23 protein-coding genes and 2 pseudogenes are annotated in these 24,245 nt (G+C 71.0%); 13 read left to right on the top strand and 12 right to left on the bottom strand.

The features are described 5' to 3' along the window. Window positions 1-250 (bottom strand): annotated as a pseudogene (locus tag CCN56_RS11330) (carboxyvinyl-carboxyphosphonate phosphorylmutase); the annotation flags it as partial. 219 nt (window positions 251-469) lie between these two features. Continuing rightward, window positions 470-1,804, bottom strand: coding sequence for an aminotransferase class I/II-fold pyridoxal phosphate-dependent enzyme (locus CCN56_RS11335; protein ID WP_086826091.1), 1,335 nt, complete (start codon window positions 1,802-1,804; stop codon window positions 470-472). Between the two features lie 35 nt (window positions 1,805-1,839). On the opposite strand from CCN56_RS11335, the gene CCN56_RS11340 reads away from it, so the two are divergent. Both CCN56_RS11340 and CCN56_RS11345 read left to right on the top strand, forming a co-directional pair. Beyond that, a complete protein-coding gene (locus CCN56_RS11340; RefSeq protein WP_086826093.1) occupies window positions 1,840-2,547 on the top strand; it encodes a pyridoxamine 5'-phosphate oxidase family protein in 708 nt (235 codons plus the stop codon). Between the two features lie 31 nt (window positions 2,548-2,578). Continuing rightward, window positions 2,579-3,223 carry an FMN-binding negative transcriptional regulator gene (locus tag CCN56_RS11345; protein WP_086826095.1) on the top strand — a complete coding sequence of 215 codons (645 nt, stop codon included), beginning with the start codon at window positions 2,579-2,581 and terminating at the stop codon, window positions 3,221-3,223. A gap of 44 nt (window positions 3,224-3,267) precedes the next feature. Here CCN56_RS11345 and CCN56_RS11350 read toward each other — a convergent pair whose 3' ends face one another. From CCN56_RS11350 to CCN56_RS11360, 3 genes are all read right to left on the bottom strand, one after another. After that, window positions 3,268-4,233 carry a DMT family transporter gene (locus CCN56_RS11350; protein WP_086826096.1) on the bottom strand — a complete coding sequence of 322 codons (966 nt, stop codon included), beginning with the start codon at window positions 4,231-4,233 and terminating at the stop codon, window positions 3,268-3,270. A 176-nt stretch (window positions 4,234-4,409) separates the two neighbouring features. Further along, entirely contained in the window at window positions 4,410-5,426 is a 1,017-nt protein-coding gene (locus CCN56_RS11355; protein ID WP_086826098.1) for a DMT family transporter, read from the bottom strand. A 41-nt stretch (window positions 5,427-5,467) separates the two neighbouring features. After that, window positions 5,468-6,043: a Clp protease N-terminal domain-containing protein gene (locus tag CCN56_RS11360; RefSeq protein ID WP_086826100.1), complete on the bottom strand. Its 576-nt coding sequence runs from the start codon at window positions 6,041-6,043 to the stop codon at window positions 5,468-5,470. 196 nt (window positions 6,044-6,239) lie between these two features. Here CCN56_RS11360 and CCN56_RS11365 point away from each other — a divergent pair, with 196 nt between their 5' ends. Continuing rightward, window positions 6,240-6,464 carry a hypothetical protein gene (locus CCN56_RS11365; protein WP_086826102.1) on the top strand — a complete coding sequence of 75 codons (225 nt, stop codon included), beginning with the start codon at window positions 6,240-6,242 and terminating at the stop codon, window positions 6,462-6,464. A 69-nt stretch (window positions 6,465-6,533) separates the two neighbouring features. Next, window positions 6,534-6,962: an SRPBCC family protein gene (locus CCN56_RS11370; RefSeq protein ID WP_086826104.1), complete on the top strand. Its 429-nt coding sequence runs from the start codon at window positions 6,534-6,536 to the stop codon at window positions 6,960-6,962. A gap of 64 nt (window positions 6,963-7,026) precedes the next feature. Here the strand turns inward: CCN56_RS11370 and CCN56_RS11375 are convergent, their stop codons facing one another. Then, window positions 7,027-7,644 (bottom strand): PadR family transcriptional regulator, encoded by a 618-nt coding sequence (locus CCN56_RS11375; RefSeq protein ID WP_086826106.1) that lies wholly within the window; start codon window positions 7,642-7,644, stop codon window positions 7,027-7,029. A 197-nt stretch (window positions 7,645-7,841) separates the two neighbouring features. Between CCN56_RS11375 and CCN56_RS11380 the strand changes: the two genes are divergently transcribed. The 4 genes from CCN56_RS11380 to CCN56_RS11395 all read left to right on the top strand — a co-directional run bounded on the left by CCN56_RS11380 (window position 7,842) and on the right by CCN56_RS11395 (window position 12,943). Next, a complete protein-coding gene (locus CCN56_RS11380; protein WP_179199798.1) occupies window positions 7,842-8,594 on the top strand; it encodes a TnsA-like heteromeric transposase endonuclease subunit in 753 nt (250 codons plus the stop codon). Next, entirely contained in the window at window positions 8,591-10,648 is a 2,058-nt protein-coding gene (locus CCN56_RS11385; RefSeq protein ID WP_086826130.1) for a Mu transposase C-terminal domain-containing protein, read from the top strand. The genes CCN56_RS11380 and CCN56_RS11385 overlap by 4 nt, the downstream gene beginning before the upstream one ends. After that, window positions 10,645-11,658: an ATP-binding protein gene (locus tag CCN56_RS11390; RefSeq protein ID WP_256961911.1), complete on the top strand. Its 1,014-nt coding sequence runs from the start codon at window positions 10,645-10,647 to the stop codon at window positions 11,656-11,658. Before CCN56_RS11385 ends, CCN56_RS11390 begins: the two co-directional genes overlap by 4 nt. A 985-nt stretch (window positions 11,659-12,643) precedes the next feature. Beyond that, complete coding sequence (locus CCN56_RS11395) at window positions 12,644-12,943, top strand: hypothetical protein (RefSeq protein WP_086826110.1); 300 nt, start codon at window positions 12,644-12,646, stop codon at window positions 12,941-12,943. A gap of 76 nt (window positions 12,944-13,019) precedes the next feature. On the opposite strand, the gene CCN56_RS11400 is transcribed toward CCN56_RS11395, so the two are convergent. The 4 genes and pseudogenes from CCN56_RS11400 to CCN56_RS11415 form a co-directional block, all read right to left on the bottom strand. After that, window positions 13,020-13,772, bottom strand: a complete 753-nt coding sequence (locus CCN56_RS11400) for a hypothetical protein (RefSeq protein ID WP_086826112.1) — start codon at window positions 13,770-13,772, stop codon at window positions 13,020-13,022. 402 nt (window positions 13,773-14,174) lie between these two features. Next, the gene (locus tag CCN56_RS11405; protein ID WP_086826114.1) at window positions 14,175-15,926 is read right to left on the bottom strand and encodes an AIPR family protein; all 1,752 of its coding nucleotides are present in this window, start codon (window positions 15,924-15,926) and stop codon (window positions 14,175-14,177) included. Window positions 15,927-16,113: 187 nt separating this feature from the next. Continuing rightward, a pseudogene (locus CCN56_RS45780) lies at window positions 16,114-16,348 on the bottom strand (Tn3 family transposase); the annotation flags it as partial. Between the two features lie 100 nt (window positions 16,349-16,448). Next, window positions 16,449-17,651, bottom strand: a complete 1,203-nt coding sequence (locus tag CCN56_RS11415; protein WP_086826117.1) for an erythromycin esterase family protein — start codon at window positions 17,649-17,651, stop codon at window positions 16,449-16,451. Between the two features lie 69 nt (window positions 17,652-17,720). On the opposite strand from CCN56_RS11415, the gene CCN56_RS11420 reads away from it, so the two are divergent. From CCN56_RS11420 to CCN56_RS11435, 4 genes are all read left to right on the top strand, one after another. Continuing rightward, a complete protein-coding gene (locus CCN56_RS11420; protein ID WP_086826119.1) occupies window positions 17,721-18,446 on the top strand; it encodes a TioE family transcriptional regulator in 726 nt (241 codons plus the stop codon). Window positions 18,447-18,454: 8 nt separating this feature from the next. Next, complete coding sequence (locus CCN56_RS11425; protein WP_086826135.1) at window positions 18,455-19,204, top strand: GNAT family N-acetyltransferase; 750 nt, start codon at window positions 18,455-18,457, stop codon at window positions 19,202-19,204. Then, entirely contained in the window at window positions 19,201-19,749 is a 549-nt protein-coding gene (locus tag CCN56_RS11430) for a GNAT family N-acetyltransferase (protein ID WP_086826121.1), read from the top strand. Before CCN56_RS11425 ends, CCN56_RS11430 begins: the two co-directional genes overlap by 4 nt. Window positions 19,750-19,840: 91 nt before the next feature. Continuing rightward, window positions 19,841-20,650, top strand: coding sequence for a PhzF family phenazine biosynthesis protein (locus CCN56_RS11435; RefSeq protein ID WP_086826123.1), 810 nt, complete (start codon window positions 19,841-19,843; stop codon window positions 20,648-20,650). Window positions 20,651-20,712: 62 nt separating this feature from the next. On the opposite strand, the gene CCN56_RS11440 is transcribed toward CCN56_RS11435, so the two are convergent. Both CCN56_RS11440 and CCN56_RS11445 read right to left on the bottom strand, forming a co-directional pair. After that, on the bottom strand, window positions 20,713-21,504 hold the full coding sequence (locus tag CCN56_RS11440; protein ID WP_086826137.1) for a CPBP family intramembrane glutamic endopeptidase: 792 nt from the start codon (window positions 21,502-21,504) through the stop codon (window positions 20,713-20,715). Window positions 21,505-21,630: 126 nt separating this feature from the next. Then, window positions 21,631-23,130, bottom strand: coding sequence for a glutamate--cysteine ligase (locus CCN56_RS11445; protein ID WP_086826125.1), 1,500 nt, complete (start codon window positions 23,128-23,130; stop codon window positions 21,631-21,633). Window positions 23,131-23,610: 480 nt separating this feature from the next. Here CCN56_RS11445 and CCN56_RS11450 point away from each other — a divergent pair, with 480 nt between their 5' ends. Further along, window positions 23,611-24,201: a hypothetical protein gene (locus CCN56_RS11450; protein ID WP_086826127.1), complete on the top strand. Its 591-nt coding sequence runs from the start codon at window positions 23,611-23,613 to the stop codon at window positions 24,199-24,201. The last annotated feature ends 44 nt before the right edge of the window (window positions 24,202-24,245 follow it).

Here is a 24,245-nt window from a genome sequence, read left to right on the forward strand (position 1 = left end):
CGATGTCCACGAGCAGGTGGTGGCGGGGGAAGGCGCCGCGCAGCCGCTGCACGAACGCCACCATGTCCGGCCAGGCGATGAAGCCGATGTCCGGGAGCCCGTAGTACGAGGCGGCGAAGCCGAACCCGGAGACGAACATCCCGTCGTAGTGGTCGGCGGCGACGGAGGCCGAGTACATGTCGTACACGCCGATCAGCGGGGTCGTCCCCGGCGCCGCCACGGCCTCGCGCAGACTGCTTCCGTAACTCAACGTATGACTCCTGGTCAGTTCGGGAAAACACGGCATGGGTGAAGAACCGCCGCAACACGGCGGGGCTTTACCAAAACCTGATGATTTCCTGAACCAAGCACGAACATCGCTGTACGAGCGCTTTACTCACTCTCCAGGAGTAGCGCTTTCACCGGAGAAACGTCACTTGCACGAGGAACCGGCTTGACCCGTGCGGCAGATGGGAAGACGGCGGCGCCGCTACCCGTAGCTCCGCGCGGGCGCCGGCCCCGCCGCCGCGGCCACCGCCTCGGCCAAGGCCTCCACCTCCGCGGCGGCGAGGCCGGAGACGGTGAGCCGGACGGCCGGCCCCGCGTCCATCCGGAAGCGGGCGCCCGGTGCGACGGCCCAGCCCGCGGCGAGCAGCCGGGCCACCGCGCCGGTCTCGTCGGACACCGGCACCCAGACGTTCATGCCGCCGCGCCCGTGCGCCTCGACGCCGCGCCGGGCCAGGGCGCGCACGAGTCCGTCGCGCCGCTTTCCGTACGCGCGCGCGACGACGGCCGGGTCCACCGCCTCCGTGGCCCAGAGGTGCGCGACGGTCCGCTGGAGCAGCCTGCTGACCCAGCCGGGGCCGAGCCGCTGCCGCCCGAGCACCCGGTCGACGGTCTCGGCGTCCCCGGTGAAGGCGGCGATCCGCAGGTCGGGCCCGTACGCCTTGGCGACCGAACGGACGAGCACCCAGCGGTCGGTGACGCCGGCCAGCGGGTGGAGGGGTTGCGCGACGATGCCGTGCCCGTGGTCGTCCTCGACGAGCAGGACGCCGGGGTGTCCGGCGAGGACCCGCCGCAGTTCCCGGGCGCGGGCCTCGGTGACGCAGGCACCGGTCGGGTTCTGCGCCCGGTCGGTGACGATCACCGCTCGCGCCCCGTCCTGCCGGATCGCGCGCTCGACCGCCTCCGGCAGGGGCCCCTCGTCGTCGACGGCGATCGGCACCGGGCGCAGTCCGAGCGCGGGCACGAGGTCGAGGAGGCTGCCCCAGCCCGGGTCCTCGACGGCGACGGCGTCGCCGGGCCTGAGGTGGGCGGCGAGCACCCGCTCGATGGCGTCGAGGGAACCCGAGGCGACGCCGATCGGCCCGGCGGGCACGCCGTCCGCGTCGAAGGCGGAGCGCGCGAGGCGCCCGAACTCCTCGTCGACGGGGGCCTCGCCGTACATGCCGGGCCGTTCGTCGTACCGCCGGGCGACCTCCGCGAAGGCCTCGACGAGGGAGGGAAGCAGGGCGGGGTCGGGGCTGCCGTTGCTCACGTCCCGGACCCCGGCGGGCGCCTCCACCCGGATCGAGCCGCGCGCGGTCGTGGCGGGGCGGGGGCGCACCCGGCTGCCGCGCCGCCCGTCCGTCTCGATGACCCCGCGCTCGCGCAGGGTGCGGTAGGCGGCGGCGACGGTGTTCGGGTTCACGCCCAGGGTGAGCGCCAATTCCCGCATGGGCGGCAGCGGCTGGCCGGGCTGCAGCGCGCCCGCACCCACCCCCCGCTCGACGCTGGCGGCGATGTCCGATGCGCGACGACCTTCGATCCGATATTCTACTAGCACAAACACAAGTATGCACTAGTGCAATGGAGTACGCAATGAGCGCCGCCGCCGACACGAGCACCACCGCCGACACGCACGCGCCCGGCGGCGCCTACGCGCCGACCGACCGGACCGTGCCCACGCGCTCCCGCCACCGCGCCTCGTACGACAGGGAACTCGTCCACTCGATACTCGACGAGGCCTACGTCTGCCACCTCGGCTTCGTGCGCGACGGCGCGCCGGTCGTCCTGCCGACGCTCTTCGGCCGGGTCGGCGAGCGCCTCTACGTCCACGGCTCCACCGGCTCGCGACCGCTGCGCGCGGCCGGCGACGGCGTCGCGGCCCCCGGCCTGCCCGTCTGCCTGACCGTGACGCACGTCGACGGCCTCGTGCTCGCCCGCTCCGCCTTCCACCACTCCCTCAACTACCGCTCGGTCGTCGTCCACGGCACCGCCCACCAGGTCACCGACCCGGAGGAGCTGCGGACCGCTCTCGACGCCCTCGTCGACCAGGTCGTCCCCGGCCGCTCGGCCGACTCGCGCCCCGGCAACGCCAAGGAGCTCGCCGCCACCGCCGTGATCCGGCTCGACCTGGACGAGGTCTCGGCGAAGGTCCGCACCGGCGGCCCCAACGACGACCCCGAGGACCTCGGCCTCCCCCACTGGGCCGGCGTGGTCCCCGTACGGGGCGGCTACGGCGCACCGGTCCCGTCCGAGGACCTGGACCCGTCCGTCGCCCTGCCCGGCTACCTGACCGCGCTCTGACCGCGTCCGACCGAGGAAGGACGGACCGACGATGCTGATCCACCCCTGGGACGCCGCCCACGACGAGGGCGAGTGGCGCGACTGGCTCGCCCGGCACGACTTCGGCCAGCTCGCCGTCAACGGCCTGCCCGGCGAGCCGCCGTGGGTGCAGCCGATGCACTTCCGTTACGACTCCGAGCCCGGCCCGTACGGCCGCGCCCTGGCCCACCTGGCCCGGCCCAACCCGCTCTGGCGCGCCCTGGAGGCCAACCCGACGGTGCTCCTGAGCGTGGTCGACGACTACGTGTACGTCCCCGGGCACTGGACGGCCCCCGAGGGCGCGCCGTCCGAGCACGGCACCCCGACCTCGTACTACGCGGCCGTCCAACTGCGCTGCACCGCGCGCGTGGTCGACGATCCGCAGGAGAAGGCGGCGCTCCTCAACCACCAGGTCGCCCACTTCCAGCAGGAGGGCGGGACCGCGACCGCGGCCCCGGGCGAGGCCCCGTTCGGTCGCCTCCTGTCGGGGATCCGGCTGCTGAGCCTGGAGGTGACCGACGTACGCGCGAAGTTCAAGTACGCGGGCAACAAGCCGCAGGAGGTCCAGGACCGCGTCTCGGAGCGGCTCGCCGAGCGGGCAGGCCCCGGCGACCTGAACGCCCGGGCCCACCAGCAGCGCCGCCGCACGAACGGATGACACCGGTGGGGGCGGGTCGCGGAAATCCCGCCCCCACCGGGGACCTACACCGCCACCGGCTCCCGCCTGCGCGCCTCCGCCGCCGTCCGTGCCTCCGCCAGGGCGAGGCCCGTCACGGCGGCGAGCAGCAGCAGGGTGCCGAGCACGATCGCGACGGTGAGCCGCTCGCCGAGCAGCGAGACCGCGATCAGGGCCGCGCTCACCGGCTCCAGGAGCATGATCACGGAGACCGTGGCGGCCCGGACGACGGCCGCCCCGGCGAAGTACAGCGCGTAGGCGAGCGCGGTCGGCACCGCCGCCACGTACACGAGCAGCAGCACCACGCTCACCGGTGCGTCGGTGTGCGGGACGAGCCCCTCCGCGAGCGCCGCCGGCAGCAGCCCGACCGCCCCGATCGCGAAGGCCCAGGTGGTCGTCGCCAGGGCGTCCGTGCCGCCGCCGTCACGGCCGAGCCACCGGGTGATCAGGGTGATCGCCGCGTATCCGGCCGCCGAGACCACCGCGAGGACGACGCCGAGGGGACGTACCTCCGCGGCCCCGCCGCCCAGGACGAGGACGAAGAGCCCGGCGAGCGCCCCGCCGACGGCGACGACACCGCCGCGGCCGAGGCGCTCGCCCATGGTGAGCCGGGCGCCGATCGCGATGAGGACGGGTCCCGCGCCCAGGGTGACGACGGTGCCGACCGCGAGGCCGGTGGCCTCGACGGCGGCGAAGTACGCGCTCTGGAAGACGGTGAGACCGATGCCCGTCCCGAGGATGCGGGCCGTCCGCCGGCCGCGCGGTGCGCCGTCGGTGCGGGCGGCGGAGCGCCGGGGCCGCAGCGCCAGCGCACCGAGCAGCAGGGCGAGGCCGCCGACGCAGCGCCAGAAGGAGAGGGCCAGCGGGCCCATGTCGCTGACGCGGAAGATCAGCGAGGCGGCGGCACCGGCCGTGCCCCAGGCGATCCCGGCGACGATCAGATAGAGGAGGCTCCGCCCGACGGACAGGGCGGATCCCGAGGAGTTCGACACGTGGGTTCTCCGTGGAAGACAGGAGGGAAAGGTGGTCGCTGGGCTCCGCGCGCGGGCAGCGACGAACCGCCCGGCGGTGAGAAGTCACCTGCCCGGGCCCGGTCTTCGTCGGGGAGAACCTCCGCGCGCGCTAGGCGGCGGGAGGCGGAAGCACGGTCGAATGCATGTCCGGCACCCTACGAGGCGGTCCGCCCGGCCGACAACTCCGCGTCCCGCTCCGTGGGCTCCCCCGCTCCGGCCGCCGCACCGGAACCGGCGACCGGCTCCGACGGGGGCGCCTTCGGCGTGGAGGACTGGGCGATGAAGGCCCCGACCAGAACCACCGCACCGCCGATGATCTGCGGCGCGTCCAGGTGCTCGCCGAGCAGGATCCAGGCCAGGACGGTCGCGATGACCGCCTCCAGGCAGGCCACGACGCCCGCCACCTGCGGGGAGAGCTTGCGGACCGAGATGACCCCGGTGACGTACGCGAGGACGGTGGCGATCAGCACGATCCAGCCGATCAGCAGCCACGCGGGCACGCTGGTCCCGTCCATGTCGGCGCGCCCGCCGAGGACGCCCCAGTCCATGCCCCAGGGCCGGGCCACGGCGGTGAGGACGAGGGCACCGATGAGCAGTCCGTACGCGATGACGCCGACCGGATCGGGCCGCTCGGCCTGTTCGGCCTCGTCGGCGCCCTGGTCGGAGAGGACGAAGTAGCCGACCTGGCAGCAGGCGGCGGCGAGGGCGAGGAGCAGGCCGACGAGGTCGAAGCTCAGCCCGGACCAGACCTGCACGACGCAGGCGAGGCCGCCGGCGGCGAGGACGACGCCGAGGGCGGCGGCGCGGGTGACGGGCCGGCGCTGGACGAAGCGGACCCACCCGAGGACGAGGGCGGGGGCGAGGTACTCGATGAGCAGGGCGACGCCGACGGGTATGCGGGAGATCGAGGCGAAGTAGAAGGCCTGGACTCCGGCGACGGCGAGCAGGCCGAAGCCCACGAGGAGGGCGGGTTTGCGGCGCAGGAGGTCCCGGTGGCGCCAGGCCACCGGCAGCATGACGAGCGCGGCGCCGGCGACCCGGAGCCACACCACGTGGAGCGGGTCGAGTCCCGCCTCGATGAGCGGCTTGGCCGCCACTCCTGAACCACCGAATGCGAAGGCCGAGGCCAGGGCGAGTCCCAGGCCGGCGCTTCTCCCCTGAGACGCGTGCATCGGGTCATCATGACAGGGCGCCGTCAGGGGCGTAACCCCCGTTACACCTGTTGAGACGGCTCCCCTCCCGGCGCGGCGACGCGGGCGGTCAGCGCGGCCGGATCGACCCCCGCGCGGCGCAGCACCTCGACGGCCCGGCTCTCGGGGTCGGCGGCGACGGCGACGAGCAGGTCGACCCCGCGGGCCTGCGGCTCGCCGCGCTCGGCTGCCCGTCGGAAGGCCCCCTCCAGGGCGGCGGCCGCGGCCGGCGACCAGGGGGAGGTACGAGTGCCCGGGGACTCGGCACCGCGCGCGGCGGGCAGCAGCCGCCGGGCCGCGGACTCCTCCTCCACCCGCTGCCACCGCAGCCCGTAACCGATGGACCGCTGGGCGAGATAGCCGAGGACGCGGGCGAGCTGTTGTCCGCCCCCGAAGGCGGCACCGACCTCGGGGTCGGACTCGATGAGCGAGTGCAGGAGGTGGGCGGTGTCGATCTGGCGGTCGCCGTCCCTGAGCGCCCGGCGTCGCGCACCCGACACGACCGTCGCGAGCGAGGGCGTCAGGAAGGGCGCGAGCTCCGCGCGCGGGGCGACGGAGGACGGGAGCGGCTGGGGGCGCGGGACGGGATGGTGGTGCACCCTCCCACCTCATCAGGCCGGGACGGCCGGAACATCACCGGGGAGAAGCATGTCCGCATCCCACCGGAGTTGGGCACGGGCGATCGGTTCCTCCTCCTTACGGATGAGATCGCGCGCGTCGCCCCCGAGGGGCGCGCGCCGCCTTGCTTTACGCCCCCGTTGCAACCACGAGTCCCCTTCCCCGCGTCCTCCGGTCGTGTTCTGGATGGTGGGTCTGCTCGCGCGCGACGGGCGGCAGTACGTGTACCGGGTGTACGCACCCCGGGAGGCGCTGCCGGCCGATCTGTTCTGGGCGGCCTTCCACCACCACGAGGAGGAGGGGGCGCCACGGGCCTCCGACAGCTTCGACGCGGCCGAGATCTGGTGGATCGGCGGCGGCACGGGACCGACGGCCGCAGAACTGACGGTTCATCAGTATTGAATGTTCGCGGCCACCCCGCTACGTTCCGCGACACCGGAACCCAGTTGGCACGCGTGAAGGGGTGGTCCCATGGCCGAAGTCAGCGCGGAGGCACGAATCGAGGCACCGGCCGGAAAGGTCTGGGCGCGGCTCACGGACTTCTCCTCGTACGGCGAGTGGAACGCCACCCACACCAGCTTCCCGAACGGCGGCCCGGCCGCCCTGGAGGCGGGCGCCACCTTCACGGAGAACATGAAGCTGATGGGCTTCCCCGCCGAGGTCCTGTGGACGGTCGAGGAGCTGGAGTCCGAGCGGGCGTTCACCATCAGGGGCAAGGGCCCGATGGGGGTCGTCGTCGGCACGCGCTACTCCCTGACGGCGGACGGGGACGCGACGACGGTACGGATCGACGGGGAGTTCACCGGTGCGGCGGTCTCCCTGATGGCGGGCAAGCTCAAGGACTCGGCGACGGCGGCGCTGACCGAGTCCCTGCGCAAGCTCTCGGGCCTGGTGGCCTGAGCCGTACCGTCCGACGTGACGGAAGGGCCCCGCGACCGTGGTCGCGGGGCCCTTCCCGTCGATCTCAGTGCTCGTCGGCGAGGATCAGGTACAGCTTCTTGCGGGTCTCGTTGATCACGGCGACCGCCTTCTGCCGCTGCTCGGCGCTGCCGGTCTTCCAGACCTGCCCGAACGCCTCCATCAGACCGAAGCCGGCCTGCCGGATCTCGTTCACGGCGTCCCAGTCGACCCCGCGCCCGGCCTCCTCCCACGGCGCCTCGGGACCCTGGTCGGCCTCGGCGCGCCCGGTGTCGGTGAGCGTGAACAGCTTCTTGCCGCCCTCGCTCTCGCTGACGATCAGCCCCTCGTCCTCCAGCATCTGGAGGGTCGGATAGACCGAGCCGGGACTGGGCTTCCAGGCCCCGTCGCTGCGCTCGCCGATCTCGCGGATCATCTCGTAGCCGTGCATCGGGCGGTCCTTCAGGAGCGCCAGGATCGAGGCGCGCACGTCACCGCGCCGCGCCCGCCCCCGGCCGCCACCGCGTCCGGGCCTGTCGAAGGGCCCGCCGAACGGCCCGCCGCGGAACCCGGGCCCGAACGGCCCGAACGCCGCACGCCGCCCTTCGAAGTCCCCCCGAGGCCCGGGGCCGCAGCCTCCACGACCGCGGCCGTGCCCGTACTCGTCGTGTCCATGTGAACGCATCGCAACTCTCCTTCCATCGAGATTTCGTCGTCGAACTGTCGCGATGCTTCAACGATATATCGGAACTGTTCACCGAGCAATACCCGACAGATCGGTTGCGGATGTCCTGTGACAGCGAATCTCGTTCGATTGCCACTGAACTTTGACCACCGATACGTTCCTGACACCGAACTTTGACCGGTGTGGTTGGGGGCAGGGTGGGGGTACCGGCTCGTCGCTACGGCGACTCCGCGTTATCGGCTTTTGAGCTGGAGTTTTGCGGTCCCGGAGGTCGCCGTCGGCTGCCGCTGGGAGAGTCCTGGAGCGTTCGCTTCGAGGAGGCCGAGCCGGTTCGCCGGTTCCGCTGGGCGAAGGGCGGCGAGAGCTTCCCGGGCTGGTACTACGCGGCGACGACGGCTGATCACGTGGGATACGAGTCGTGGCTGGAGCGGGACCGGCTGGTCCTGCTGGATCGCGATCCGGAGGTGGTCGGGATCGCCTCGCAGCCGTTCTGGCTGCACTGGCACGACGGACGGGAGTCGCGTCGTCACGCCCCTGACTACTTCGTACGGCTTGCCGACGGCCGGGCCCGGGTGGTTGATGTCCGGTCCGCTGACCGCCTGGACGAGCGGACGGAGGAGGCCTTCGAGGCCACGCGCGAGGCCTGCGGGGCGGTGGGCTGGGAGTTCGAGTGGGCGGATACGCCGGAGCCGGTGTTCATGGCGAACATCCGCTGGCTGGCCCGATACCGGCGACGTCGCTCGGGGCGGCCGCCAGAGGTCGCGGCCCGGCTGGTGGATGTGTTCGCGGAGCCGTTGCCGTTGTGGGCCGGGGCCGAGCGGGTTGGCGACCGGTTGCAGGTCCTGCCGGTGCTGTTCCATCTGCTGTGGTCCGGGCGCCTCAACGCTGATCTGGAGTCCGCCCTGCTGGGCACGGACAGCCTGGTCTGGGCCGGGAGGTGGTCGTCGTGAGTGGGCTGAAGCGCCCGGCTCGGGTCACGGTCGGGGATCGGGTCCGGTTCGACGGGCAGCTTCGCGGGGTTCTCGCGGTGTCGGCCCTGGCGGTGACGTTGAGCGATGGCGAACGGCCTTATCGGGTCGTGCCGTTGCTGGAGTTGTTCGAGGCCGAGGGCTTCGAGGTCGTGGACACGCCGATGCGTATGCCGCTGCCGCCGGCGTCGCTGCTGGAGACCTTCCCCGAGGCGGTGGTGGAGAAGGCTCTGTGGTGGGAGGGGCACGTCCTGGAGGTCCTGCACGGTCTGCTGCCTGGGGCCGAGCCAGGCACGGCGCCCCGGCCTGGATACGGGCCGGACCGCTCGCTGACCGCCCGCCAGCGGGCCAAGGCGGCTGAACTGTCCGCTGCCGGTCACCGGGTGAGTGCCAGCACGGTCGCCCACCGCCGGCGCCGCTACCAGGAACACGGGGTGATCGGCCTGGCTGACCACCGGCCGGTCCGCAAGAGGCCGCAGTTCGGCGAAGTGGACGACGCGGTGGTCACCGCGATGCGGCAGGCGATCGACGAGGCCGTGGACGCCTCGACCCGCACGGGCACGTTCCTGCTCTGGCGGACCGGCGAGATCCTCAAGGACTCCCCGGAAGGACAGCAGGTCAAGCTGCCCTCGCAGCGGACCCTCTACCGGCTGCTGGCGAAGCTGACCGCGGGCACCCACACCACCGGCTCCGCCACCACCCGCCGGTCCAGGGCTCACGGAGCCCAAGGACCGCACGGCGAACTGCCGGTGTTCGCCCCGGGTGAGGTCATGCAGATCGACTCCACCCCGCTGGACGTGCTGGTCCGGCTGGACAACGGCGTCGCTGGCAAGGTCGAGCTGACCGCGATGGTCGACGTCGCGACCAGGACGGTGACCGCGGCGGTGCTGCGGCCGACCACGAAGTCGGTCGACGCCAGCGTGCTGCTGGCCCGCACCGTCACGCCCGAACTCATGCGGCCGGGTTGGGTGGACGCGTTGAAGATGTCCCGCTCGGTGCTGCCGCACCGCCGGCTGCTGGCCCTGGACGAACGTCTGGAGCACGCAGCCGCACGGCCGGTGATCGTCCCGGAGGGGATCGTCTGCGACCACGGCAAGGCGTTCATCTCCCGCAACTTCCGCTCGGCCTGCCGGTTTCTGGAGATCGAGTTCCAGCCGACGCACAAGGGCTCGCCCTTCGAGAAGGGGCACATCGAGAAAATGCTGGGCTCGGTGGCCACACTGTTCGCTCAGTTCCTGCCTGGCTACACCGGCCGCAACAGCGACCATCGCGGACGTCACCTGGAGGGCGAACGTCTGTGGTCGCTGCTGGAGTTGCAGGATCTACTGGACGAGTGGATCGTCGCGCACTGGCAGAACCGCCCCCATGACGGCCTGCGCGACCCCGCTCATCCGGGCCGGCTGTTCACGCCGAACGAGAAGTACGCCGCCCTGGTCGAGGCCTGCGGCTATGTCCCGGTCGCGCTCAGCGGTGACGACTACCTCGAACTCCTGCCCGCCGAGTGGCGGGTGGTCAACGACTACGGCATCCGGATCAAGAACCGCACCTACGACAGCCCTGAGCTGGGGCGGATGCGCCGCCAGGACTCCGGCATCCGGGCGAAACGGGGCCTTTGGGAGGTCCACCGCGACCCCTACGACGTCTCCCGCATCTGGGTACGCGACCACCGCCGCGACAACACCTGGGTCCAGGCCACCTGGAAGTACCTCAACCGGGTCCCGGTCCCCTTCGGCGACCTGGCCTGGGACCACGTCAGCCACCAGCTGCCCCGGGCCACCGAGGCGGAGATCGCCGACGCGGTCGCCGCCCTGCTCACCCGGGCCCACGCCGGCCCGCAGACCGAGACCGGCCCCCAGTCCGGCAAACGCGACCGCCGCGTCGCCGCCCGCACGAAGGCCGCCGGTCCCGTCACACCGGCCTCCGCCAGCGCCGGCACCTCCGGCGAGGACACTCCGGAAGAGACCGAGGAGACGCTGGTCGAGGTCATCCCGCTCGGCTTGTTCGACCCGCTCGAAGACCCCTGGAAGCGCCCGTGACGACACCCCCGCCCCAGGAGACCGAGCGGCACCTGACCACCCTCGACGGCTGGCGTCGTTTCATCGAAGAGTCACCGCCAGCGCCACCCCGGCTCACGGACGGCGAATACGAAGCCCTCGGTGAGGCCGGGCGGGCCGTGTTCGACGAGGCTCGCCTGGATCATCACGCGAGACTGCTGGTGGTCCACACCTCCGTCATCCGGCACACCGTGACCTGCGGACGCCGCCTGGTCCTGCTGAACCGGCACGCGATCAGCGCCCGCCGGGGCCTGATCGTCTCCGGAGCTGCCGGCACCGGAAAGACCATCGCGATCACTCAGCTCGGCAGAGCCCACGAACTGCTGGACCGAGCCCGCAACCCCACCGCCGCCGACCGCATCCCGGTCATCTACATCACTGTTCCGCCCGCCGCGACACCCCGCATGATCGCAGCCGAGTTCGCCAGGTTTCTCGGCCTGCCGGTGATGGCCCGGATGAACATCACCGACCTCATCGAGGCCGTGGTCGGGGTCTGCACCGATGCCCGCACTGGCATAGTGCTTGTCGACGAGCTGCACAACGTCTCGCTCACCACCCGGCACGGCGCCGAGGTCGCCGACACTCTCAAGTACTTCTCCGAGCGCCTCCCTGCGACGTTCATCTACGCAGGCATCGACATCGAGCGCAGCACCCTGCTGACCGGCACGCGGGGCGCCCAGATCGCCGGCCGTTTCACCCTGATCCCCACCCGCTCGTTCCCCTACAACAGCGAATGGCGGGGCCTGGTCGCCACCATGGAAGACACCCTCTGCCTGTGGCGGCACAAGCCCAACACCCTCACGCGGCTGGATCGCTACCTCCATGACCGCACCGGCGGCATGATCGGCGCCCTCTCCCACCAGGTCCGGGGCGCCGCGATGGACGCGATCCTCGACGGTTCAGAGAAGATCACCAAAGCAGGACTCGAAGCCGTTCCCCTGGACGTCGCCGCCGAGGCACCGGAGTTCCGCAGTGCTGGGGGCGTTCGGTGACAGAACGGCTCCGGCTCCTGCCCGTTCAAGTCCGCCCCCAGGCCGGCGAGGGTGTTCGGGCCTTCATCGTCCGCCTCGCCCAGGCCAACCATCTACCGCCCAGCTACCTGCGGACCTACCTCTGCGAACCGCCCCGTCACGGAGGCCCTCCCAGCTTCGGCCGCCTGGCCGTGGTGACCGGCCGAGACGCCGAAACCCTCCGGACCACCTTGGAGACCAAGCGGTGCCTGGAATGCGGCGCAGCCATGCCTCCTCTCGGCATCCTCGGCCGCCGAGCCTTGCGCTGTTCTCAGGCTTGCCGCCAGAAGGACTACCGCAGGCGAAACCCGCGCGCCCACTGGCCCAAGGTCCCCTGCAAACACTGCGGACAGAAGATGCGGGTTCACCCCAGCCAACGCCACCGCCTCTGCTCCTCCGCCTGCCGACGAGCGGACTATCTCCGGCAGAAACGAGAACACTGGATAGCCCGCGGCTTGGGCGAACCCCGCCCGTGCCCCGGTTGCGGCGACCCCATCTTCTCGACGACCTTGACGACGTGTTCCAGTCGATGCCGTCAGCGGATGCGTCGGCACCCCACCGGACTGCCCCGCCCAGACACGCCTCCGTCACCGCCGCTGCCCCGGCACCTGGAGGCTCTGGATTTCTGCATGGTCTGTCGCATTCCCCTCCCGCCAGGCCGGGGCCTACTGCGCCGACCAACCTGCTCGGACCGCTGTCAGCAGAAGATGTACCGGCATCGAACAGCCTCTCTCGAGGAGATCATCCAAAAGGCCCGCCCCAAAGCAGCCCCGGATCCGCCGCCTCCTCAGACGTAACAGGCGTGTCGCCGAGATGAGTGCCAACCCCGCCAATGGTTGATCGCGAGGGTCCCGGTAGCTCGTCGCTGGGCTGGTGAGGAACAGCAGGCTCCAGCGGCGGCCAGCCATACGAGGCAGCGGGATGGGCGCTACAGTCTCCGCGTTCATACAGATCAGAGGTAGGGGACATGATCAGACGCTGGGGGGCGGCTTCCATCGCCGTACTCGCGCTTGCGACCGGCTGTGGTGCAGAGGTGCAACGCGGGGCGAACGTCTACGACTACGCGGCCGGATACCTGAGCGGGCGCAACGAGAGCCAGGGAGGAGCCGAGAAGGGCCCTGGGTGCGTACAGCAGCTCCAGGACTATGAGGCTGCCATGGACGAGGGTGCGATCTCCGAGGTGCGCAAGTACTTCATGAAGGGGTGCATGGACGGCTTCGACGGCGCCAGCCCCGCGATGTGGCCGGAAGACCAGCCGAAGCCGTAGCAGCATGGTGGGGCGGCCTGCTCGACACTCGCCGGCCGGATATCGTCCCCCAGCGCGTGCTTGTACGTGCTTCTGGCTAGCCCAGGGATCCCCAGTTACGGCGAGGCTTGGAGCGCGGCTGAGGCGTACTCGTATCTGAGAAGACCGGGCCTGATGCCGTCTCCAGCTGAATCCGAGCCTTGCTGGCTATGTCAGCTCGTGAGTACCCGACTGCCCGGTCCAGGTGCAGCACGGTTGCGCCATTCATCGGGTCCTCCACGTTACTGATGTGGAGGCGGCTCCAGAGCGCCTGTTCCTGAGTCTCAGAGTCGGGTGTGAACTCGTATGTGGTGTGGTCGAAAAGCAGGAGCCCATCGATGACGGGCGCCCCCTCTTCGAGGGGGTGCAGGATGCATGCGAAGGCTATGCTCTGGTCTGCCCACCAGTGGAATCGGTTGAGTTCCGATGGGTGCCACGCAGTCTCGAAGCGCCGGTTCAGAGCATCGGCTGTACCCCAGGCTCTGACGAGACTGCCTCGAACTCCGTAGTGCCCGGCGAACTGATCGAGCGCGGTTCCAATGGCGCTCTGCACGCCAGGGCTCAGCAGGTCTACCCCGGGGGTGTCACGGACCGCCCCCTTCACGTTGACGTTGTGAAGCTGTGCCAGGGTCGCCACCCCCTCCCAGGTTCCGGGCTGGACGAGCTGCGCACCCTGCAGTTGCGCGATCTTCATCGCGCCCAGGTACTGACGGATGAGTGCCTGATAGAACTTCCGCTCTATTCGGCTCGCACCTGGCAGGTCCGTGACCCAATCCGGACCGTCGTTCTTGCGGCGTCTGAAGAGAGCCACATCGCCTCCCACCTTGAAGCTCCCCCTGGGGAGAGTGCTCGATTATGGCAGCAGCTGAGGGCTTCCAACCGCTCGCCTGTGCCCACGCGCGGCCAGATCATGTCGACGACATGTCGGGCGACGGCGTCGACGCCAGGGCGCGCGTACCGCTCCAGAGAACGGAGGTGTGGCGGGCGCTAGTCAGCAGCCTGGGATTGGACGCGCCGACCTCGGCATTGTGTGTGAGGGCGAAGGGCCTCGAGGCATGGAAGCCAGGCGATCAGGTCCCTCCCCAACTCACGGATGCCGGCGATGTACTCCAGCCCTGGGGAACATCGGTACACGGTTATCGGTGGGATTGATCATGAAGACGGAGGAACCCGGCGAGAAGTGTTCGCCAGGGGCCTCTGTCTTCCGATGGGCTCAGTGCGTGACGTGCTTGGCAAATTCCTCGAAGGTGTCCTTGTTGTGCCTCCGCGCCGCATTCACCTGTGCTCGGAAGTTGCTCACCGCCTTATCGACCGCACCTCGGTTCCGCAGCGGGCTGGACGTCACCAGCGGGTCGCGCAGTTGATCCGGGGCGAAGGACAGCAGCGACTCGACTACAGGCTGCCACACTCCGGAAGCCCCGGACATAGCGAGGTTCTTCTTGAACATGAGGCCGTAGGAGTCGGTGACGGCGGCCCCGACGAGGATCTCGGTGACGCTGCCGATCGCTTCGACAGCCAGCACGATCGAGCCTCGGAGGCTCAGCCAGTCAAGCAAGTCGGCCTGATCCTGGAGCCTGTCTGCCGGGTCGCTGCGGCTGAGCTTCGTCTTCTCCAACTCAATGGCACGCATCAAGCTGGAGACGAACAGGATGTGCTTGGCTGTGACGCGTTCAGGGAAGACGCGGCTGTAAATGTCGTCCTGCTCCCAGATCTTGCTCTTCTGGTGGTAGGCAACGTCAGCTGCTCCGTGGAACGCTGCGAGCGCCTGGGCAGCGGTCTCGGCAGAGAGTTGGTTCTCCCCCGGCCGCCGGATGACGTCCTCTGCGCCACCGCGACGCCCGCCGTTATATCCGACGACACCCATCTTGGTGAAATCTTCCACCAGTCGTCGCTGAATGCCGTCGTTGCTGCGGAAGTCCGAAGCCTGGGTGGGGTTCTGCCGGTTGTTGAAGCGGACGATGCTCTTGACGGTCTCTGGGTCGTCGCAGCGGATGAAGCGGGCGAGCACGTGGCTCTCCTCGCCGATCTCCTCGGCCGGGACGGACCCGATCGCGCCGGTGGTCTGAGCCCCGTTGACGATCCCCAGGCCTGTGATCACCAAGGTGTCTGCATCGGTAACCTGAAAGTCGTGGACCAGCGCGGTGATGCCGTTGTTGTAGGCCCAGAGGTTCGTCGGCTCCTTGCGTGCCGTCTCCTGGATGCCGTTGTTGATGTTGCTTTGCGACCGACGGCTGCCCAGGTAGTCGCGGACGTTTGGAGAGAAGAGCTTCGCCCCATACTGCTGGTATCGCTCGTGAAGCCAGCGGACGGGAACACTCGTGCACAGCGCCGTCCACCTCGCGCCGCGTTCCTCGAACGCACCAGGAATCGCGATCCGAAGGGTGTCTGACACCAGGATCGGCGTCTGCGAGTTCTCGTACCGGAGGGTCAAGGTTGCGCGACCGAGTTCGATGCCGGAGACGTTGATGTCGCTCTCAGGATATCCCTGGCGCAGCAGGTTGGACGCGGCCGCCGCGGCCACGTTGATCTCCTGGGTGACCTGCTGAGACTCCGGCAGGTTGTGGACGTACCAAATCTCGATATCGCCGATGGCGTCGTCCGTGAGAGCGTCGTGCAGCTCCCTCCAAGCGCCCATCAGAGCGTCAGGCACTCCCTTGGGCTGCTTCTTGCTGAACAGCCAGTTCACCGCTTGATGGAGACTCGCCGCCTTGCCCGTCGGCGCCTGCGATTTGGTCGTGTTCTGAGCCTCGTACCCTTGGGCAAGGACCACACGCCCGGCGTCTCGGTCGATATAGAGCAGGTCGCACGCCTTGTCATTCGACGAGTCGGTCAAGGCGGTAGCGGCTACCGCGTTGACGTCCTCGATGTCGAACGCCAACTGCAGCGCAAATAGCAGCCGCTTGTTGGAGTCGTACTGGTCAAGGTCAACACGCTTCTGAAGAGCGACTTCGAGACTGTCTGCCACGCTGTCAGACTACTCGCCCGCTGTCACGCAACAAGGTTCTTGCGGACGGTGGTCTCCGCTACCGCAGTTACGCGCCCGAGCATGCGGCATCCTTCGCCGGCGCACCCGTGTAGACCACTCTATGAATCGGCGGGGCCCGGTGACCGGACGGCTCGTCTCTGCACTGCGGCGCCGGGATCACGCGTCCTCGGTCGACGTGGGCCAGCTGGGAGCGGGTCAGGGACGGCAGGATTGGTTACCGGGGCCAGGCCGATGTTGCAGGCCTCCGACACCAGCAGCGCGACCACCGAAGTGTGCAGGTCCTGGAGTGGCGCCGTCCCCGAGGTGCACGAAGGCGTCCAGGAACCAGTCCAGGAGCGCACCTCGAACAGCAGGTCCGGCAGGTCGATCTTCGGCAGCATCCGCTCCACCCGCCAGCGCAGGCGAGCGCACCAGTACCAAGACCGTACCAAGCCCCAGCGAAGGTCAAACTATCGTGGCACGAAGTCAAACTTCGCTGTCACAGGACAGCGGAGGGTCGTGCTAGAGCTGCGGAACGTCCCTGACGAACACGAGCCCCTCGGCAGCCGCCAGATGGGCCGGATCGAGCGGGGCGTAGCCGAACCAGGGGGACACGCGCGGCGCGGGCCGCGTGTCGCCGAGGACGGCGGCAAGGCGCCGGGCGTCGACGACGCAGCGCCCCTCCGGGAGCGCGTACAGGAGTCCTTCGACGGTGTCCGGCGGCGGCGCGTCCACGCCCTGGTGCCGGATCGTGCCGAGGGCCGTCGCCACGAAGGCGTACTCCTCGCCGAGCTCGGCGCCCACCAGCGCACCGGCGCTCCACCACTCCAGCGGCCGCCCGCCCATCCGCATCGAGCTCTTCTCCCGCTGGAGGTGGGCGTTGTGGGCGTACACGAACGTCGGGCCCCGCTCGGCGAGCGCGAGCAGGTTGAGGGACATCATCCGGTCCCGTACGGCCACCAGCCGGGCGAGGCGGGCCGGCGAGGTGTCGGCCATCCAGTGGTGGTAGCGCAGCAGACCGAGCGCGGTGCGCCCGTACAGGCGGGCCCGGTCCCACTCCTCCGGCGTGCTCACCGCGGTCAGGTGCGGCCGCTGCTCGTCGAGCAGCGCCGCCAGGTCGTCGGCGACCAGCCGCAGCCGGCCGGCCTCGGCGGACCGCCCCACGGACCGGGCGGGGTCCATCATGGCGGCGGGCTCGGTCCACCGGTCGTCGCCGCCGAGCAGCTCGTCGAGGGTCTCCGAAGCGCAGGGGAGCAGGTCCGCGTCCACGTGGGCCGCGAGGTATCCGTGGAGCGCGGCGAGGGCCTGCCGGGGGCTCTCGGCGGCGGCGATCTCCAGCGGTCCGTCGAACCCGGCGAAGCGGAGCCGCTCGGCCGCGGGCCGGCCCTCGTTGTACGCGCGCATCCAGCGCACGAGTTCGCGGTTGGCGGCGGAGGCGCCCCAACCGTGGCTGAATCCCTGCTCCATGACCTCGTCGAGGGTCCCCGCACCGGAGGCGACGTGGTCGTCCACGACCAGGCCCCTCAGGCAGTCGGTCTCGATCGCGATCGTCCGGTAGCCCTCCCGCTCGACGAGCTCCCGGAAGAGCTCGTTGCGCAGGTCGAGCAGGGCGTCCTCGCCGTGGGTGGGCTCGCCCAGGGCGAGCAGCCGGGGCCGGGCCGGGAGCAGGCCCATCACGGAGGCAGCGTCGAAGGGATGGGCGGTGTCCTTGATGTCAGTCGCCATGCCTTCCACGCTATCGTTGAACATTCGGTGGAGACTTTTTCGCCAAGGGCCCGCGATACCGTCGGCTCCATGGGGAAAAACCTTCAAAGCGGTGAGCGGCTGAGGCCGATCGATCTGGCACGTGGGCACGGTCTGTCGACGCAGGCGGTCAGGAACTACGAGGAGGCCGGCATCCTCCCCGCCGCCGACCGCACCCCTTCCGGCTACCGCGCCTACACCCCGCTGCACGCCGGGGCCCTGCGCGCGTTCCTGGCCCTGCTGCCCGGCCACGGCCACCCGACGGCGACGGCGATCATGCGGGCCGTCAACGAAGGCGCGGCCGACGAGGCGTTCCGTCTGATCGACGAGAGCCACGCCCAGCTCCTCGACGACCGGCGGACCCTCCGGGCGGTCGAGACCGCCCTGAGCGACCTGGCACCTGCCACGGCACCCGACCCTGGCGGCACCTTCATCGGGCCGCTCGCGAGAAGGCTCGGCATCCGTCCCGCGACCCTGCGCAAGTGGGAGGACGCCGGTCTCGTCCACCCGCGCCGCGATCCCCGGACCGGTTACCGGGTCTACGACGAGGCGTCGGTACGGGACGCCCGACTGGCCCGCCAACTCAGGCGCGGCGGCTACCCGCTGGAGCGGATCGCCCCGCTGATCGCGCACGTACGGACGGCCGGCGGTCTGGAACCGCTTGAGGCCGCGCTGACCGACTGGCACGGCCGGCTGTCCGCCCGCGGGCGTGCGATGCTCGCCGGGGCCGCGGAACTGGAGGCGTACCTCCGCGCGCGTGGACGAGTTCCGGCATGATCGACGCCATGACGACGCACGCGCTCCTGCGCGAAGCCCGAGGCCTGTGGGAGGAACTGGCCCACGCGCCACGGTCGTTCCCGCCCGCGGGCGAGGTGAACGTGATCGTGTCCCCGCAGTCGCAGCTGTGCCCGGCCGGCTGGGTCGGGATGGTCACGCTCGGCGGATCGGCGCTCGTGACCGTGCCGGACGGGAGCGCCGCCACGACCGTGCGCGCCGCCCTGGCGGGGCTGCCGGTGGAGGCGCTGAGGGATGCGGCCGCCGTTCGCGGGGTACTGCCCGTGGCCGGGGTGCTCGGCCCGGCGGCGCTGTCGTACGCGTCCCCGGCGGGCTTCCGCCCGGCCGCCGCCCCCTCACGGGCGGAACGACTCCCCGGCGACCACCCGGCACTGCGCGCCCTCGAAGCGGCCTCCGGCCAGGACGACGCCGGGGAGGCCTCCCTGGAGGCCATCACCTCGCCCGCGTTCGTGGTCCGCGAGCACGGCCGGGTGGTGGCCGCCGCCGGCTACCGGGCCTGGCCCCGCCGGACCGCCCACCTCGGCGTGCTGACGGCCCCGGAGGCACGAGGCCGCGGACTCGCCCGTACGACGGCCTCGGCGGCGGTCGCCCACGCCCTCGCCGCCGGTCTCCTTCCGCAGTGGCGCGCGCGGATCCCGGCCTCCCGCCGGGTCGCCGCCGCACTCGGCTTCGAGGAACTGGGCGCCCAACTCTCCCTGGAGCTCCCGGCGCCGCGGCCTTCTGCGACACTCCTGCGATGACCGGCACGGACGAAACCCCGCTCTTCACCCAGTTCACCGCCCCCGACGCGCTGCCCCACGGGCTCGCGCCGGCCCTCGTCGACTGCTGGACCGAGGTGAGCGACGCGGGCGGGGCGGCCGGGTTCCCCTTCCCGCCGGTCGACCCGGTCGAGGTCGCCGCCGCGGTCGACCGGATCGTCACGGGACTCGACCCGGCGGGCAGCCGTCTCGTCGTCGCCACGGTCGACGGCGTCCTCGCGGGCTGGCTGTGCCTCCGCCGCGACCCCCATCCACTGGTGGCGCACTGGGGCAGCCTGCACCACGTCCAGACCCGACTCGGGGTGCGGGGCCGGGGCATCGGCGCGGGTCTGGTGCGGCGCGCCCGGGAGATCGCCCGCGACGAGATGGGCCTGGAGCAGCTGCGCCTCGCGGCACGCGGGGGCGCCGGCCTGGAGGACTTCTACGGCCGGCTCGGCTGGCGGGAGATCGGCCGCTGGCCCGGAGCCCTGCGTCTGGCCGCCGACGACGACCGCGACGAGATCCTCATGGTCCTGACACCCCTGTGACCGCTTCCCGGCCTCCGCCCGGGGCGAACGGATCCAGTTCTCCGCAATTGGCCTTGGCCCGGGGTTTTCCGTCCCCGGTACGGTCGACGGCATGCGCATCCGAATCGTCGACGCCTTCACCGACCGGCCCTTCTCCGGCAACCCCGCCGGAGTCCTGCTCCTCGACTCCTTCCCCGACGACGCCTGGCTCCAGAAGGTCGCCGCGGAGGTCAACCTCTCCGAGACGGCCTTCGCCCACCCGCTGCCCGCCGGCGGCGAGGCGGACTGGGCCCTGCGCTGGTTCACCCCGACCACCGAGGTCGACATGTGCGGCCACGCCACCCTGGCCACCGCGCACGTCCTGCACACCACCGGCACCGCGACCGGCACCGTCCGCTTCGCGGCCCGCTGCGGCATCCTGATCACCACCGCCGAGGCCGACGGCACGATCACGATGGACTTCCCGACCTCCTCCCTCACCCCGGTCCCCGTCCCCGAGGGACTGGAGAAGGCGCTCGGCGCCGAGGTCGTCGCCGTCCACGACACCGCCGACCACATCGGCGACCTCCTCGTCGAGCTGCGCGACGAGGCCACCGTCCGCTCCCTCACCCCGGACTTCGCCGCCCTGAAGGACCTGTCCTCGCGCGGGATCATCGCCACCGCCCCCGCCGAGCACCAGGACAGCGGCTACGAGTTCGTCTCGCGCGGCTTCTTCCCGGCCGTCGGCATCGACGAGGACCCGGTGACGGGCAGCGCCCACACCGCGCTCGCCCCGTACTGGTCGGCCAGGTTCGGCCGCGAGGAGCTCACGGGCTTCCAGGGCGGCGCCCGCACGGGCCTCGTCCGCACCCGTCTGAACGGCGAGCGCACCCTTCTGAACGGCCACGCGGTCACGGTCATCGAGGGCGACCTGCGGGCCTGACGCACGAGACGTACGAGAGGGGGTGTCCGGCCCGTGCCGGACACCCCCTCTTCCGCGTCCCGTCACGCCGTGGGCAGCCAGCCCACCTTCCCGGCGAGCAGCCCGTACCCGACGAAGGCCACGATGTCGAGCAGCGCGTGCGCCACGACCAGCGGTCCGACCCGCCCCCAGCGGCGGTAGAGCAGCACGAAGACCACGCCCATCACCATGTTGCCGACGAAGCCGCCGATCCCCTGGTAGAGGTGGTACGAGCCGCGCAGCACCGAACTCGCCACCAGCGCGGCCATCGGCGACCACCCCAACTGGCCCAGTCGGCGCAGCAGATAGCCGACGACGATGACCTCCTCCAGGACGGAGTTCTGGATCGCCGAGAGGACGAGCACCGGGTACTTCCACCACACGTCGGGCAGCGACTCGGGCACCACCGTCAGGTTGAACCCGGAGGCCCGCGCCGCCAGGTAGAAGGCGAGGCCCGCGCTCCCGATCCCCGCCGCGACCAGTGCCCCGCGCCCCAGGTCGGACCAGGGCCGGGTCCGGTCGAAGCCGATGGCGCGCAGCCCCCGTGCTCCCGGCCCCTCCCGCAGCAGCAGATGGGCGACGAGCAGGACCGGCACGAGCGCGGTGGCGATGCCGAAGAGCTGCCAGGACAGGTCGAGCCAGGGCCGCCCGGGGGCGTACGAGCCGTTGAGCGTCGCCGCCTGTTCCTTCAGCGCGCCCGGCTTGGTCAGGGAGCCGATGAAGCTGATGAGCGCCGACACCCCGCTCGCCCCGAGCGAGAGCGCGAGCACGATGAGGGTCTCGGAGCGCAGCACGCCGCGCGGCAGGCCGTCGGGGGGCAGGGAAGCGTCCCTCAGTCGTTGCTCCGACACCACACCTGTCTCCACTTCCCCGTCGCGGGCCCACGCCGTTGCGGTGGCCCCGGCCGACCGGGACCACCTGGACATGATCGCCCATGAACGGGGACGGGAACGGGGAGGAGGTCAGTCGATCCCCACCGGCCAGGTGTGCACCGGCTCGCCCTCCAGCATGAGCGTCCGGTACCGCCGGGTGGTGGCCGCGAGGGCCGCCTCCCGGTCGAGGCCCGACTCCAGGGCGCGGTGGAAGGTGTCGGCCTGCCAGGAGGCGCCGTTCACCCGGCGCAGGCAGCGCTGCTCGATCACCCCGAGGTAGAAGTCCCGGTCGGCCGGTTCGATGTGCCAGGCGTCGAGCCCCGCCGCGGCGAGCGGCAGCAGTTCGTCGAGGACGAGGCGTACGGCCGGCAGGGTCGCGATGCCGCCGGCGCGCCCCGAGCGGGGCCAGCGCAGCTCCGCCTCGATGCCGTGGCGGCAGGCGGTGTCGAAGTTGGCCTCGGCGTCCTGGAAGGTCATCCGCTTCCAGATCGGCCGGGGGTCGTCGGCGAGGGAGCGGACGAGCCCGTAGTAGAAGGCCGCGTTCGCGATGACGTCGGTGACGGTGGGTCCTGCCGGCAGGACCCGGTTCTCGACGCGCAGGTGCGGGACCCCGTCGACCCAGCCGTACACCGGCCTGTTCCAGCGGTAGACGGTGCCGTTGTGCAGGACCAGTTCCTGGAGGCGCGGGACCCCTCCCCGGTCGAGGACGAGCAGGGGGTCCTCCTCGTCGCAGAGCGGCAGCAGGGCGGGGAAGTAGCGGACGTTCTCCTCGAAGAGGTCGTACACGGAGTCCACCCACCGCTCCCCGAACCAGGTGCGGGGCCGTACGCCCTGGGACTGCAGCTCGGGCGGCCGGGTGTCGGTGGCCTGCATGAAGAGCGGCGGGCGGGACTCGCGCCACAGCTCGCGGCCGAAGACGAAGGGCGCGTTGGCGCCGAGCGCGATCTGGACGCCGGACACGGCCTGCGCCGCGTTCCACACGGCGGCGAACCGGGCCGGTGTCACCTGGAGGTGCAGCTGCACCGAGGTGCAGGCCGCTTCGGGCACGATCGACTCCGAGGTGCAGAGCAGGCGTTCGACGCCGTGGATGTCGAGGGTGAAGTCCTCGCCGCGGGCGGCGAGGATCTGGTCGTTGAGGAGCGTGTAGCGGTCGTTGTCCGAGAGGTTCTCGGGGACCAGGTCGCGCTGGGCGAGCGTGGGAAGTATGCCGATCATGACGACGCCCGCGTCGAGTTCCGCCGCCTTGCGGTCGGCGTATCCGATGCCGGTTCCGATCTCCTCCGCGAGCCGGTCGAATACGCGACCGTCGAGCTGGTGGGGCGCGATGTTCACTTCGAGGTTGAACATTCCGAGTTCCGTCTGGAAATCGGAGCTGGCGATCTTTTCGAGAACGGGTCCGTTCAGCATCCGGGGCAGCCCGTCGGCGCCCGCGAGATTGAGTTCGATCTCCACGCCCATGAGATTGCGCGGCCGGTCGAACCTCTTCTCCGCCAGCAGTCGCGCGAGCCCCGCGAGACACTGCTGGAGCTTTCTCCGGTACTGCTGCCGGTCGGACGGACCGAACCCGTCGGCCACGACCTTCTCCCCCATCGAAGCGTCCCTCCCCGAGTGGGCAGCCGCCACGACGGCCGCGCGTCACGGACGATGATGCCCACCCCGCTGATCCACAACGCCTGCGGAACCGGCCTGTCGGAAGATAGGCTGGACGGAGCGATCCACCGGCACATCCCGAAGGCAAGGAACGCGCGACATATACCAATGTCCTATTGTCCTGAGAGCCCGGGTCGGAATTCAGCCGTCCACCTTGACGGGGAATAAGCAGGTGGGAGCGGTACCCTCCTCACGATTCCGCTTCAACTCCCCCTGATTACGGCCTGATGACGCCTTGTCAGGAATATCCGTGAGGTCTAGCGGAAACACTGTGTGAACACGTGTCGTATAAACTCCGCGGACGAGGCAGAGTGTTGGCGCCCGGCCATGGCCCCATGGCCCCTCTCTGGCCCCGCCGCCGACAGCGCCGTCGTACCTGCCCACGCATCAACGTGTCTCCTGAGTGAGAGGCGACCCACCATGCTCCGACCCTCCCCGGCCCCTGCGCCGGCCCTCCGCAGTGTCCTCGCGGCCCTCGGCTCACCGACCGCCGTCCGCGAGCCGCGAACTCCGGCACTGCGGGCCGCACAGGGACCGCTGAGCCCCGAACACCCCCTGCCCGTGCACGTCCTCGACGTCGCCGGAGCACCGGGGCTCGCACCCCGCACCCGGCTCTCCGGCTGGCGCTTCCTGATCCGGAACGGGGACCGGGCGATCGCCGCCGCGGACACCATGCTCACCCCGGACGGCTGGGCCTTCTCCCACTTCTTCGAGGGGCCGTACGTCTCCGCCACCGAACGGGCCCTGCTCCAGGCCGAGGCCCTGCCGGTCACGTATCAACCGCGACTGCTGTCCGTACCGGAGCTCTACATGCTGACGCTCTGGCTGCACGCGGGACCGGAGGCGGACGGCACCACCGTCGCCCCGGCCGCGGCCGATCTGATGGTGCCCCTGGCCCCCGCACCCCCGGGGATCGCGGCCCACCGCCCGTACCAGGTCGCCGATCTCCTGCCCGTCCTCAGTACGCGACTCGCGCCGCCGCCCCTCCTGGGCTCGCCGGCGCCCGCCTGATCCACCGCACGCGCGTCGCCGCCCCGTGACCCGGCCGGGTCACG

The sequence above is a fragment of the Streptomyces sp. NRRL B-24572 genome, from assembly GCF_002156145.1.
In the GTDB taxonomy this organism is placed as follows: Bacteria; Actinomycetota; Actinomycetes; order Streptomycetales; family Streptomycetaceae; genus Streptomyces; species Streptomyces vietnamensis.

Coding starts and splice junctions, on each gene's coding strand:
- CCN56_RS11340 (WP_086826093.1), top strand. CDS start 1,840: ATGAGCGCCGCCGCCGACACGAGCACCACCGCCGACACGCACGCGCCC.
- CCN56_RS11345 (WP_086826095.1), top strand. CDS start 2,579: ATGCTGATCCACCCCTGGGACGCCGCCCACGACGAGGGCGAGTGGCGC.
- CCN56_RS11355 (WP_086826098.1), bottom strand. CDS start 5,426: ATGCACGCGTCTCAGGGGAGAAGCGCCGGCCTGGGACTCGCCCTGGCC.
- CCN56_RS11370 (WP_086826104.1), top strand. CDS start 6,534: ATGGCCGAAGTCAGCGCGGAGGCACGAATCGAGGCACCGGCCGGAAAG.
- CCN56_RS11375 (WP_086826106.1), bottom strand. CDS start 7,644: ATGCGTTCACATGGACACGACGAGTACGGGCACGGCCGCGGTCGTGGA.
- CCN56_RS11395 (WP_086826110.1), top strand. CDS start 12,644: ATGATCAGACGCTGGGGGGCGGCTTCCATCGCCGTACTCGCGCTTGCG.
- CCN56_RS11415 (WP_086826117.1), bottom strand. CDS start 17,651: ATGGCGACTGACATCAAGGACACCGCCCATCCCTTCGACGCTGCCTCC.
- CCN56_RS11420 (WP_086826119.1), top strand. CDS start 17,721: ATGGGGAAAAACCTTCAAAGCGGTGAGCGGCTGAGGCCGATCGATCTG.
- CCN56_RS11425 (WP_086826135.1), top strand. CDS start 18,455: ATGACGACGCACGCGCTCCTGCGCGAAGCCCGAGGCCTGTGGGAGGAA.
- CCN56_RS11430 (WP_086826121.1), top strand. CDS start 19,201: ATGACCGGCACGGACGAAACCCCGCTCTTCACCCAGTTCACCGCCCCC.
- CCN56_RS11435 (WP_086826123.1), top strand. CDS start 19,841: ATGCGCATCCGAATCGTCGACGCCTTCACCGACCGGCCCTTCTCCGGC.
- CCN56_RS11445 (WP_086826125.1), bottom strand. CDS start 23,130: ATGGGGGAGAAGGTCGTGGCCGACGGGTTCGGTCCGTCCGACCGGCAG.
- CCN56_RS11450 (WP_086826127.1), top strand. CDS start 23,611: ATGCTCCGACCCTCCCCGGCCCCTGCGCCGGCCCTCCGCAGTGTCCTC.